This is a genomic window from Ramlibacter sp., assembly GCF_028292805.1.
In the GTDB taxonomy this organism is placed as follows: domain Bacteria; phylum Pseudomonadota; class Gammaproteobacteria; order Burkholderiales; family Burkholderiaceae_C; genus Ramlibacter.
Map to the genome: position 1 here is coordinate 1 of NZ_JAQGLS010000155.1, position 12,073 is coordinate 12,073.

11 protein-coding genes and 1 pseudogene are annotated in these 12,073 nt (G+C 69.2%); 8 read left to right on the forward strand and 4 right to left on the reverse strand.

Translation table 11 applies throughout. The annotated features are described in order from the left end of the window. The 3 genes and pseudogenes from JWP65_RS09240 to clpS all read right to left on the reverse strand — a co-directional run. Nucleotides 1-941, reverse strand: a 941-nt coding sequence (locus tag JWP65_RS09240; protein WP_299763000.1) for an adenylate/guanylate cyclase domain-containing protein, incomplete at its 3' end; no start/stop codon positions are given. A gap of 108 nt (nucleotides 942-1,049) precedes the next feature. After that, nucleotides 1,050-3,398 (reverse strand): ATP-dependent Clp protease ATP-binding subunit ClpA, encoded by a 2,349-nt coding sequence (gene clpA / locus JWP65_RS09245; protein ID WP_299763002.1) that lies wholly within the window; start codon nucleotides 3,396-3,398, stop codon nucleotides 1,050-1,052. 56 nt (nucleotides 3,399-3,454) lie between these two features. After that, nucleotides 3,455-3,814, reverse strand: a pseudogene (gene clpS, locus JWP65_RS09250) (ATP-dependent Clp protease adapter ClpS). Between the two features lie 240 nt (nucleotides 3,815-4,054). Here clpS and JWP65_RS09255 point away from each other — a divergent pair. From JWP65_RS09255 to JWP65_RS09290, 8 genes are all read left to right on the forward strand, one after another. Then, nucleotides 4,055-4,369 (forward strand): cold-shock protein, encoded by a 315-nt coding sequence (locus tag JWP65_RS09255; RefSeq protein WP_299763004.1) that lies wholly within the window; start codon nucleotides 4,055-4,057, stop codon nucleotides 4,367-4,369. 113 nt (nucleotides 4,370-4,482) lie between these two features. Next, nucleotides 4,483-7,386, forward strand: a complete 2,904-nt coding sequence (locus JWP65_RS09260; RefSeq protein WP_299763006.1) for a monovalent cation/H+ antiporter subunit A — start codon at nucleotides 4,483-4,485, stop codon at nucleotides 7,384-7,386. Further along, complete coding sequence (locus JWP65_RS09265) at nucleotides 7,386-7,730, forward strand: Na+/H+ antiporter subunit C (protein ID WP_299763008.1); 345 nt, start codon at nucleotides 7,386-7,388, stop codon at nucleotides 7,728-7,730. Before JWP65_RS09260 ends, JWP65_RS09265 begins: the two co-directional genes overlap by 1 nt. Further along, nucleotides 7,727-9,406, forward strand: coding sequence for a monovalent cation/H+ antiporter subunit D (locus JWP65_RS09270; protein WP_299763010.1), 1,680 nt, complete (start codon nucleotides 7,727-7,729; stop codon nucleotides 9,404-9,406). Before JWP65_RS09265 ends, JWP65_RS09270 begins: the two co-directional genes overlap by 4 nt. Next, nucleotides 9,403-9,891, forward strand: coding sequence for a Na+/H+ antiporter subunit E (locus tag JWP65_RS09275; RefSeq protein WP_299763012.1), 489 nt, complete (start codon nucleotides 9,403-9,405; stop codon nucleotides 9,889-9,891). Before JWP65_RS09270 ends, JWP65_RS09275 begins: the two co-directional genes overlap by 4 nt. After that, nucleotides 9,888-10,166 carry a K+/H+ antiporter subunit F gene (locus tag JWP65_RS09280; RefSeq protein WP_299763014.1) on the forward strand — a complete coding sequence of 93 codons (279 nt, stop codon included), beginning with the start codon at nucleotides 9,888-9,890 and terminating at the stop codon, nucleotides 10,164-10,166. The genes JWP65_RS09275 and JWP65_RS09280 overlap by 4 nt, the downstream gene beginning before the upstream one ends. Beyond that, the gene (mnhG, locus tag JWP65_RS09285; protein ID WP_299763016.1) at nucleotides 10,163-10,492 is read left to right on the forward strand and encodes a monovalent cation/H(+) antiporter subunit G; all 330 of its coding nucleotides are present in this window, start codon (nucleotides 10,163-10,165) and stop codon (nucleotides 10,490-10,492) included. The genes JWP65_RS09280 and mnhG overlap by 4 nt, the downstream gene beginning before the upstream one ends. Nucleotides 10,493-10,596: 104 nt before the next feature. After that, nucleotides 10,597-11,217 (forward strand): hypothetical protein, encoded by a 621-nt coding sequence (locus JWP65_RS09290; protein ID WP_299763018.1) that lies wholly within the window; start codon nucleotides 10,597-10,599, stop codon nucleotides 11,215-11,217. A 49-nt stretch (nucleotides 11,218-11,266) separates the two neighbouring features. On the opposite strand, the gene JWP65_RS09295 is transcribed toward JWP65_RS09290, so the two are convergent. Continuing rightward, nucleotides 11,267-12,073 (reverse strand): NADP-dependent isocitrate dehydrogenase (locus JWP65_RS09295; RefSeq protein WP_299763020.1); only part of this gene is annotated, 807 nt, incomplete at its 5' end.

The window sequence follows — 12,073 nt, forward strand, 5'->3', positions numbered from 1 at the left end:
GAGCCGGTGCCGCCGCCGGCGGCCGCCATCGCCTGCCGCAGGAACTGCGCCAGCGGGGCGAACGGCGTGGTCGCGGTGTGCGCCGAGCAGCGCATCGTCCAGGCATCCGCATCCTCGCGCACGGCCCGCGCCCGCAGCTCGCGGGCCAGCCGGGACTTGCCGATCCCCGGCTGGCCCAGCAGCAGCAGGCAGCGCCCGGACGGCGCGGCGGCCGCCTCCCAGCCGTGCGACAGCAGCGCCAGCTCGCGCGTCCGCCCAAAAAAGGGCGACAGGCCGCGCACGAGGCGCTGCGTGTCGTCGGGCGCGCGCATGCTGCGGGCGTGGAACAGGCGCACGGGCACGGCCAGCCCCTTGAGCTGGAACGCGCCAAGTTCGACGCAGCGCACGCGCGGCTGCACCAGGGTGCGGGTGGCTGCGCTGAGCACGATGCTGTTGGACGGTGCCACCGCCTGGATGCGGGCGGCGATGTTGGGCGTCTCGCCCATGGCCAGGTACTCGCCTTCGTTGCCGCCGACCTGGCCCATGACGGCCGGGCCGGTGTGCAGTCCCACCCGCACGCGCAGCTTGTCGTGCGACCGCGGCACCGCCAGGGCGCTGACGTTCGCGACCACCTCGAACGCGGCGGCGACTGCCCGCAGCGCATCGTCCTCGCCGGCCAGCGGATAGCCGAAGTACGCGACCAGCCCGTCGCCCAGGTGCTGGGCGACGTAGCCGTGGTGGCCGCGCACGGCGTCGCCGGCGGCGGCCTGGTAGGCCCCGAGCAAGGCGTGCCAATCCTCCGGATCGAGCCGGCTGGCCAGTTCCACCGAGCCCACCAAGTCGCAGAACATCAGCGTCAGGCGCCGCAGCTGCGGGGCGGCGGCGGGGGCGAGCGCGCTGCCGCACTGGTTGCAAAAGCGCGCGGCGGCCGGATTCTGCTGGTGGCACTTGGCACAGAGCATGGAGCGCCGATCATCGCTGACAATGCGGACGAACAAAAGCCGCCCGAAGGCGGCTTTTGCCGAAGGCGCGAGGCCCCATGGGGCCTCACGGACTGCGCAAGGACCGCTTTACTGGTCGGAGGAGGAAATCTCCTCGGGCTCGGGCTTGGCCCGGCCTTCCTTCCTGGGCAGCGGCTGGATGTCCAGCTGCACGTCCGAGGTCTCGACGCCCTTGTCGTCGGTCTTGACCTCGATGTCCACCGTCAGGCGGCCGCCTTCGGTCAGGCGCCCGAACAGCAGTTCGTCGGCCAGCGCCCGGCGGATCATGTCCTGGATCAGGCGCTGCATCGGCCGCGCCCCCATCAGCGGATCGAAGCCCTTCTTGGCCAGGTACTTGCGCAGGTTGTCGGTGAAGGTGACTTCCACCTTCTTTTCGGTCAGCTGCTGCTCGAGCTGGAGCAGGAACTTGTCGACCACGCGCAGGATGACCTGCTCGTCCAGCGGCTTGAAGCTGACCGTGGCGTCCAGCCGGTTGCGGAACTCCGGCGTGAACAGGCGCTTGATGTCCGCCATCTCGTCGCCGGGGCTGCGCTCGTTGGTGAAGCCCATCACCGCCTTGTTCATGGTCTCGGCGCCCGCGTTGGTCGTCATGATGATGATCACGTTGCGGAAGTCGGCCTTGCGCCCGTTGTTGTCGGTCAGCGTGCCGTGGTCCATCACCTGCAGCAGCACGTTGAAGATGTCCGGGTGCGCCTTCTCGATCTCGTCGAGCAGCAGCACGGAGTGCGGCTTCTTGGTGACGGCTTCGGTGAGCAGGCCGCCCTGGTCGAAACCGACGTAGCCGGGCGGCGCGCCGATCAGGCGCGACACCGCGTGCCGCTCCATGTACTCGGACATGTCGAAGCGGATCAGCTCGATGCCCATGATGTAGGCCAGCTGCTTGGCCGCTTCGGTCTTGCCGACGCCGGTGGGGCCGGAGAACAGGAACGAGCCGATCGGCTTGTCGCCGCGGCCCAGGCCGCTGCGCGCCATCTTGACCGAGGCCGCCAGCACTTCCAGCGCCTTGTCCTGGCCGAACACCACGCTCTTCAAGTCACGCTCGAGCGTCTGCAGCTTGCCGCGGTCGTCGTTGGAGACGGACGCGGGCGGGATGCGGGCGATCTTGGCCACGATCTCCTCGACTTCCGCCTTGGAGATGGTCTTCTTGCGCTTGCCCACCGGCAGGATGCGCTGGGCCGCGCCGGCCTCGTCGATCACGTCGATGGCCTTGTCCGGCAGGTGGCGGTCGTTGATGTACTTGGCCGACAGTTCGGCCGCCGCCTGCAGCGCGCCGGCGGCGTACTTCACGCTGTGGTGCTCCTCGAAGCGGCTCTTGAGCCCCTTGAGGATCTCGATCGTCTGCTCCACGGTCGGCTCGACCACGTCGACCTTCTGGAAGCGCCGCGACAGGGCCGCGTCCTTCTCGAAGATGCCGCGGTACTCGGTGAACGTGGTCGCGCCGATGCACTTGAGCGCGCCCGACGACAGCGCCGGTTTCAGCAGGTTGGACGCGTCCAGCGTGCCGCCCGAAGCCGCGCCGGCCCCGATCAGGGTGTGGATCTCGTCGATGAACAGGATCGCGTTGGGCTTGTCCTTGAGCGAACGCAGCACGCCCTTGAGGCGTTGCTCGAAATCGCCGCGGTACTTGGTGCCGGCCAGCAGCGCGCCCATGTCCAGCGAGTAGACCTGGGAGTCGGCCAGGATGTCCGGCACGTCCTTTTGCGTGATGCGCCAGGCCAGGCCTTCGGCGATGGCGGTCTTGCCCACGCCGGCCTCGCCCACCAGCAGCGGGTTGTTCTTGCGGCGGCGGCACAGGATCTGGATCACGCGCTCGACTTCGTACTCGCGGCCGATCAGCGGATCGATCTTGCCGTCCTTGGCGGCCTGGTTCAGGTTCAGCGTGAACTGCTCCAGCGGCGACGCCTTCTCGTTCTTTTCGCCGCCGCCCTCTTCCTGCTCGCCGGACGACGCCTCGCCGCCCTTGGCGGGCTCGGGCGGGTCGCTCTTCTTGATGCCGTGGGCGATGTAGTTCACCACGTCCAGCCGCGTCACCCCCTGCTGGTGCAGGTAGTAGACCGCGTGCGAATCCTTCTCGCCGAAGATGGCGACCAGCACGTTGGCGCCGGTGACTTCCTTCTTGCCGTTGCCGGTGGACTGGACATGCATGATGGCGCGCTGGATCACGCGCTGGAAGCCCAGCGTCGGCTGGGTGTCCACGTCGTCCGAGCCCGCCACCTGGGGCGTGTTGTCCTTGATGAAGTTGGCCAGCGACTTGCGCAGGTCATCGATGTTGGCGCTGCACGCGCGCAGCACCTCGGCCGCGCTGGGATTGTCCAGCAGGGCCAGCAACAGATGCTCCACGGTGATGAATTCGTGGCGCTGTTGGCGCGCTTCCACGAAGGCCATGTGGAGGCTGACTTCCAATTCCTGGGCAATCATGAGATTTCCTTTTGCCTGACTACGTTCAAAACTGCTTTGCTTGCTTCGACTGCGTTCTAGCCTGCCGGTTCACTGACGCACTGCAGCGGATGCCCCGCCTGGCGGGCGGCCTCCTGCACCTGCTGCACCTTGGTGGCCGCAACGTCCCGGGAAAAGACGCCACAGACGGCTTTGCCATCGAGGTGGATCTTCAACATGATCTGGGTGGCGGTCTCGCGGTCCTTGTTGAAAAACTACTGGATCACCACCACCACGAACTCCATGGGCGTGAAGTCGTCGTTGAGCATGACGACCTGGTGCATCTGCGGCGGCTTGGTTTTTTGGAGTTTGCGCTCGGCCACCACGGAGCCGCCGTCGTCGTGCTTGGGCCGCACGATCGGCGCCACCGGTGGCGGAATGGGTGTCTGACTGGCCATGAATTTCATTCTACTGAGCGCGCCAGCACCACGCCGGCCCTAAGTGAATTGGTGGCGGTCCCGTCACATTCAAGCGACATGACGGCCGTGTTCGAAAATTTCCCGATGCGCATGCCGTGGCGATGAAGTTTTCCTTGCGCGGCAGACACTTGCGCGAGCTTAAGTGAAAATATTGACAGCTGAGCCGGCCTGCATGACACTCGCGCAGGTTTGAGGGTCCAAAAAAAACGGGGGCGCGCGATGGCGACCGGCACAGTTAAATGGTTCAACGACGCCAAGGGGTTCGGCTTTATCGAACCCGACGGCGGTGGCGCGGACATCTTCGCCCACTTTTCGGCAATCGAGATGGACGGCTTCAAGACCCTCAAGCAGGGCTCGCGCGTCAGCTTCGAGATCCAGGAAGGCCCCAAAGGCCAGCTGGCGCAGAGCATCCAGGCCCAGCCGGGGCCGATCCAGACGCTGCCCAACCCGGCCGGCGAAAGGCCGATGCGCCAGCCCAAGGTGCGCGCGCCGCAGTTCCACGCCAGCGGCCACAGCGAACACGCGAGTAAATGAGGATGTCGTTCCGGGACTGACCCGGCGCGACGCTGCGATGACGCCGGCGCGGTCGTCGATTCGCGGGCCCTGCCCGCAATGACAGGTGAGCGGCTCCGTCTAGACTCGGGGCAATGTCCTTGCTGCTGGTTCTCCTGCTCCCGTTCCTGGGCGCCGCCGTCGCGGCGCTGCTGCCCACCAATGCGCGCAACCTGGAGTCCACCTGGGCCGGGTTGATCATGCTCGGCACCGGCATCCCGCTGGCGATGCTGTTTCCCGAAGTGCGCGACGGCGGCGTGATCACCGAGCGGCTGACCTGGCTGCCCAGCCTGGGCATCGATTTCGTGGTGCGCATCGACGGCTTCGCCTGGATGTTCTCGCTGCTGGTCACCGGCATCGGTGCCCTGGTGGTGCTGTACGCCCGCTACTACCTGTCCGAGGATGACCCGGCGGCGCGCTTCTATTCGCTGCTGCTGGGTTTCATGGGCGCCATGCTGGGCGTGGTGGTTTCCGGCAACCTGGTGCAGCTGGTGCTGTTCTGGGAACTCACCAGCCTGTTCTCGTTCCTGCTGATCGGCTACTGGTACCACCGGCGCGACGCCCGGCGCGGCGCCCGCATGGCTTTTGCGATCACCGCCGGCGGCGGGCTGGCGCTGCTGGCGGGCGTGCTGGTGCTGGGCCACATCGTGGGCAGCTACGACTTGGACGTGGTGCTCAAGGCCGGTGCCATCGTGCGCGCGCACCCGCTCTACCCGCTGGCCCTGCTGCTGGTGCTGCTGGGAGCGCTGACCAAGAGCGCCCAGTTCCCGTTCCACTTCTGGCTGCCGCGCGCGATGGCCGCGCCCACGCCGGTGTCGGCCTACCTGCACTCGGCGACCATGGTCAAGGCGGGCGTGTTTCTGCTGGCGCGGCTGTGGCCGGTGCTGTCCGGCACCGACTCCTGGTTCTGGATCGTCGGCGGCGCCGGCGCCGCCACCTTGCTGCTGGGCGCCTACACGGCGATGTTCCAAAACGACTTGAAGTCCCTGCTGGCCTATTCGACCCTCAGCCACCTGGGCCTGATCACGCTGCTGCTCGGCCTGAACAGCGAACTGGCGGCGGTGGCGGCGGTGTTCCACATGATGAACCACGCCACCTTCAAGGCGTCGCTGTTCATGTCGGTCGGCATCATCGACCACGAAACCGGCACCCGCGACATGCGCCGGCTGGACGGGCTGTTCCGCAGCATGCCCTACACCGGCACCCTGGCCATCGTGGCCTGCGGCGCCATGGCCGGCGTGCCGCTGCTCAACGGCTTCCTGTCCAAGGAGATGTTCTTTGCCGAGACCGTCTTCATCACCGGCAATCTCTGGCTGGAGTACGGCCTGCCGCTGGTGGCGACCGTCGCCGGCCTGTTCGCCGTCGTCTACTCGCTGCGGTTTGGCCATGACGTGTTTTTCGGCCGCCCGCCGCAGGGCTTGCCGCGCAAGCCGGAGGAGCCGCCGCACTGGATGCGGGTGCCGGTGGAACTGCTGGTGGCCGGCTGCGTGCTGGTGGGCGTGGCGCCGGCGCTGGTGATCGGTCCGGCCCTGGAGGCCGCGGCGCGGCCGGTGGTCGGCGGCACCCTGCCGCAGTTCAGCCTGGCCGTCTGGCACGGTTTCAGCACGCCGCTGGTGATGAGCCTGGTGGCGCTGGCCGGCGGGCTGGTGGTGTACCTGCTTTACGCCGGCCGCTTCAAGGCGCGTGGCCACCGGGGCCCGCCCTTCATGGGCAACTTCGACGGCCAGCGGCTGTTCGAAGGGCTGCTGGCGGCCGTGACCGGGCTGGCGCGGCGGCTGCTGCGCTGGGGCGGCTCGCGCCACTTGCAGCCACAGTTGCTCTGGCTGCTGGTCATGGCCGGCGCCGCCGGGCTGGCGTCGGCGCTGACCGAGCCCTTGTCCTGGGGTGACCGCGAGCGCGTGCCGGCGAGCCTGGAGTTCGTGCTGCTCTGGGCCATCGGCGGGGCCTGCGCGATCGGCGCGGCATACCAGGCCAAGTTCCACCGGCTGGCGGCCCTGGCCCTGCTCAGCGGCGCGGGCCTGGTGGTGTGCCTGACCTTCGCCTGGTTCTCGGCGCCCGACCTGGCGCTCACCCAGCTGGCGGTGGAAACGGTGACCACGGTGCTGTTCCTGCTCGGGCTGCGCTGGCTGCCCCAGCGTCAGATCCTGGACGACCCGCTGGTGCGCGCCCGGGCGCGCTGGCGCCGCCGGCGCGACTTCGTGCTGGCGCTGTGCGCCGGCGGCGGCCTGGCCGCACTCTCCTATGCAATGCTGACCCGCGCCGCGCCGCAGAGCATCTCGCCGTTCTTTCTGTCGCGGGCCCTGCCCCAGGGCGGGGGCACCAACGTCGTCAACGTGATGCTGGTCGACTTCCGCGCCTTCGACACGCTGGGCGAGATCACCGTGCTGGGGATCGTCGGGCTGAGCGTCTATGCGCTGCTGCGGCGCTTCCGCCCGCCGGTCGAGTCGGTGGAGGTGCCGCTGCAGCAGCGGGCGCTGCCCACCGGCAGCACCGACCTGGTCAAGCCGCGCGACACCGGGGATCCGGCCCGCGGCTACCTGCTGGTGCCGGCCGTGCTGGTGCGCCTGCTGCTGCCGGTGGCCGCCGTGCTGGCGCTGCACCTGTTCATGCGCGGCCACAACGAGCCCGGCGGCGGCTTCGTCGCCGGCCTGGTGATGGCGATCGCCTTCATCGCCCAGTACATGGTGGGCGGCACGCGCTGGGTGGAAAGCCGCCTGAACCTGCAGCCACCGCGCTGGATCGCCGCCGGCCTGCTGCTGGCGCTGCTGACCGGGCTGGGCTCGCTGGCCTGGGGCTATCCGTTCCTGACCACCCACACCGCGCACGTGGTGCTGCCGCTGCTGGGCGAGGTCCACCTGCCCAGCGCCTTCCTGTTCGACCTGGGCGTGTTCGCCGTGGTACTGGGCTCCACCCTGCTGCTGCTCACCGCCATTGCCCACCAGTCGCTGCGGGCGCAGCGCCGTCCGGGCCGCGCCGCCGCCGCCGAAGGAAGCACCTGATGGAAATCGTCATCTCGCTCGCCATCGGCGTGCTCACTTCGGCCGGCGTCTGGCTGATCCTGCGGCCGCGGACCTTCCAGGTGCTGATCGGGCTGTCGATGCTGTCGTACGCCGTCAACCTGTTCATCTTCAGCGTCGGCAGCCTGTCGATCGACAAGGAGCCGATCGTGCGGCCCGGCCTGGCGGCCAGCCTGGAGGCGTACACCGATCCGCTGCCGCAGTCGCTGGTGCTGACGGCCATCGTGATCGGCTTCGCCACCACCGCTCTGTTCCTGGTGGTGCTGATGGCGTTGCGCGGCCTGAGCGGCAGCGACCACGTGGACGGCGAGGAGGAGCGGCCATGACCGAGTCGCTGCCCTTCGCCCACCTGGTCGTGGCCCCGGTGCTGCTGCCGCTGGCCAGCGCCGCCATCATGCTGTGGCTGGGCGAGCGCCGCCGCACCGCGCGCGCGGCGATCAGCCTGCTCTCGGCGGTGCTGGGCCTGGCGCTGGCCGTGTACCTGCTGGTGCAGGTGGACCGCAGCGGCGACGCCGCCGCCTTTGGCGTCTACCTGCCCGGCAACTGGCCGGTGCCGTTCGGCATCGTGCTGGTGGCGGACCGGCTGTCGGCGCTGATGCTGGTGCTGTCGGCCCTGATCGGTCTGGCCTCGCTGCTGTTCTCGCTGGCGCGCTGGGACCGCGCGGGGGTGCAGTTCCATCCGCTGCTGCAGCTGCAGCTGATGGGACTGAACGGCGCCTTCCTGACCGCCGACCTGTTCAACCTGTTCGTGTTCTTCGAGGTGCTGCTGGCCGCCTCCTACGGCCTGCTGCTGCACGGCGGCGGCGGCGCGCGGGTGCGGGCCGGGCTGCACTACATCGCGATCAACCTGTTCGCCTCGCTGCTGTTCCTGATCGGTGTGGCGCTGCTGTACGGCGTGACGGGCACGCTGAACATGGCGGACATCGCGCAGAAGCTGGCCCACGTGCCGGCCAGCGACCGTGGCCTGCTGCATGCGGGGGCCGCCATCCTGGCCGTGGCCTTCCTGGCCAAGGCGGCCGTCTGGCCGCTGAACTTCTGGCTGCCGCCCGCCTACGCCGCCGCCAGCACGCCGGTGGCGGCGCTGTTCGCCATCCTCACCAAGGTCGGTGTCTACGCGGTGCTGCGCCTGTGGACGCTGTCCTTTCCGGCCAGCGCCGGCGACTCGGCCCTGTTCGGCAACGACGTCCTGGTGTGGGGTGGCGTGATCACGCTGGCCATGGGCGCGATCGGCATGATGGCCTCGCAGCACCTGGGCCGGCTGGCCGCCTTCAGCGTCATCGCCTCGTCCGGCACGGTGATCGCCGCCATCGGCTTCGATCACCAGGGACTGACCGCCGGCGGGCTGTTCTACCTGGCCAGCTCCACCCTGGCGGCGGCGGCGCTGTTCCTGCTGGTGGAGTTGATGGAGCGGGCCCGCCAGTCGGAGGTGGACGCGCCCTCGCCGGTGCCGGTGGAGCGGCACCTGCCGTCCTTTGCCGAAGCCGAGCCGCCGCAGGACGTGAACCTGGACGACGACGAGGTCGCGCTGATCGGCCGCGCCATCCCTGCCGCCGTGGCCTTCCTCGGGCTGGCCTTCATGCTGTGCACCCTGGTGGTGGCCGGGCTGCCGCCGCTGTCGGGATTCGTCGGCAAGGTGGCGATGCTGTCGGCGCTGCTCGCCATGCCCGCCGACCATCCGTCCCCGGTGCTAGGCGGCGGCGCGCTGTTCGTGATGCTGATCGTCTCCGGCCTGCTGGCGGCACTGGCGCTCACGCGCGTGGGCATCCGCCACTTCTGGTCGCCATCCGACCGGCAGCCGCCACGCGTGCGCATCTTCGAGTCGCTGCCGATCGCGCTGCTGCTCGGCTCCTGCATCGGCATGGTGATCGCCGGTGAGCCGGCGCTGCGCTACCTGGGCGCCACCGCCGCCGCGCTGCACGAGCCGGACCGCTACATCGCCGCGGTGCTGGGCGCGCGCCCGGTGCCGTCGCCGCCCAAGGTGGCCGAGAAAGGCACGCCATGAAGCGCTGGCTGCCTTCGCCGCTGCTGTCGCTGGCATTGTTCGCCATGTGGCTGATGCTCAACCGCTCGCTCAGCGCCGGCCACCTGCTGCTTGGGGCCGCCGCCGGGCTGGTCATGCCCTGGCTGCTGCGGCGGCTGCAGCCCGCCGGACGGCCGCTGCGGCATCCGCTGGTGCTGTGCAAGCTGGTGCTGGTGGTCGGCGGCGACGTCGTGCGCTCGGCGCTGGACGTGGGCTGGGGCGTGCTGCGCTCGGGCCACCGACCGCCGCGCGGCGCCTTCGTGACGGTGCCGCTGCAATTGCGGGATGCGCGGGCGCTGGCGGCGCTGGCCGTCATCACCACGGTGGTGCCGGGCACCGTCTGGTGCGAGCTGGCGCCCGACCGCAGCGCCCTGCTGCTGCACGTGTACGACCTGGACGGCGAGGCCGAATTCATCCGCCATTTCAAGGACCGCTACGAACGCCCGCTCAAGGAGATCTTCGAATGAGCCCCGTGCTTTCCCTGGCCGTGACGGCCACCCTGGTGCTGTACGCGCTGGCCATGGCGCTGGCCGTGCTGCGCCTGACGCGCGGGCCGCGCGCCCAGGACCGCGTGCTGGCGCTGGACTTTCTGTTCGTGCTGGCCATGCTCGCCATGCTGGTGCTGGCGATCCGCTACGACAGCCGCATGTACTTCGAAGGCGCGCTGCTGATGGCGCTGTTCGGCTTCGTCGGCTCGGCGGCGATGGCCAAGTTCCTGCTGCGCGGCGAGGTTATCGAATGAGCGAGATCATCGTTGCCGTGCTGCTGCTGGCCAGCGGGCTGCTGGCCCTGACGGCCGGCATCGGGCTGGTGCGGCCGGCGGACTACTTCCTGCGCATGCACGCGCCGGCGCTGGCCTATACGCTGGGCAGCTGGTCGGTCACGCTGGCCTCGGTCATCCACTTTTCCAGCCGCGACGGCACCCTGTCGCTGCACGTGTGGCTGGTGATCATCGTGCTGTCGGTGACGGCGCCGGTGACCACCGTGCTGCTGGCGCGGGCGGCGCTGTTCCGCGGCCGCAAGCAGGGCCAGCCGCTGCCGCCGCCGGTCATGGGGACAGGGCCCTGAGCGGCACGGCGTCACCCGGAAGGGTGAGGCCACCCGCCCGCCTGGCGTTGACGTGCAGGCGGAGCTCTCGTTCACTGGGGCCTTCGTTCAACCAGGAGCCCCCCATGAACCGGATCCGTGCCGCCTTGCTCGTGACCGTCAGCCTGTGGACCGCCGCCCACGCCCAGGACCTGGTGCGCGCTGCGAGGCAAGGCGACGTCCACGTCTACGCCACCCAGCAAAAGACGGACCGCAGAGTCTTCGACGAGACCATCACGGTGACGGCCGTCGAGGGCGACCGCCTGCGCACGCGCCACGAACGCAGCGACGGTTCGGCCGCGACCGAGGGTATGTACGGCAAGGACTGGTCCACGCTGAAGTCGGGCGTCAGCGGCGCGACCTTCGACCCTCCCGGTCGCATGCTGGCGCCGCCGCTGGAGGCGGGCAAGTCGTGGCTGGCGGTCTACCGGGTGAAGAGTGCCACCGGCGGCGAGTCCCAGGTGAAGATGGAGTCCAGGGTTGCCGCGCGCGAGAAACTGGCGACGCCCGCCGGCGAGTACGACACCTGGCGCATCGAGTCAAGGGGCTACGTCAACGGCGTCAGCTGGACCGGCGGCTTCGGCGTGCTGCAGAAGGTCTGGTACGCCCCGGCCATCGACCGGATCGTGCGCAGCGAGTACCGGGAACAGCGCCGCCCGGGCACCGACAACGTGGCCGAACTCAAGCAGTTCAAGCCGGCCGACTGAACCGGCGTGGCCACCCGGAACACGTTCGCACGTGGCCGGGTGGAGCCGATCAGGCCTGCACGGCCGCCAGTGCGTCGTTGAAGGTCTTGCTCGGCCGCATCACGGCAGTCACCTTGTCGCGGTCCGGGAAGTAGTAGCCGCCGATGTCCACCGGCTTGCCCTGCACGGCAATGAGCTCGTCGACGATCTTCTGCTCGTTGCCGGTCAGGGCCTTGGCCAGGGGCGCGAAGCGCGCCGCCAGCTCGGCGTCCTCGGTTTGCGCCGCCAGCGCCTGGGCCCAGTACATCGTCAGGTAGAACTGGCTGCCCCGGTTGTCCAGCTGGCCGGTCTTGGGCGACGGGCCCTTGTTGTTCTCGAGCAGCTTGCCGGTGGCTGCGTCCAGCGCGGTGGCGACGATCTTCGCCTTGGCGTTGCCGGTCTTGAGGCCCTGGTCCTCCAGGCTCACCGCCAGCGCCAGGAACTCGCCCAGCGAGTCCCAGCGCAGGTGGTTCTCCTCGACCAGCTGCTGCACGTGCTTGGGAGCCGATCCGCCCGCGCCGGTCTCGTACATGCCGCCGCCCGCCATCAGCGGCACGATCGACAGCATCTTGGCGCTGGTGCCCAGCTCCATGATCGGGAACAGGTCGGTCAGGTAATCGCGAAGAATGTTGCCGGTGACGCTGATGGTGTCGATGCCACGGACCACGCGCTCCAGCGTGTAGCGCATGGCGCGCACCTGGCTCATGATCTGGATGTCCAGGCCCGAGGTGTTGTGCTCGTGCAGGTACATCTTGACCTTGGTGATCAGCTGCGCCTCGTGCGGGCGGTAGGCGTCCAGCCAGAACACCACCGGCATGCCGGAGTTGCGCGCGCGCGT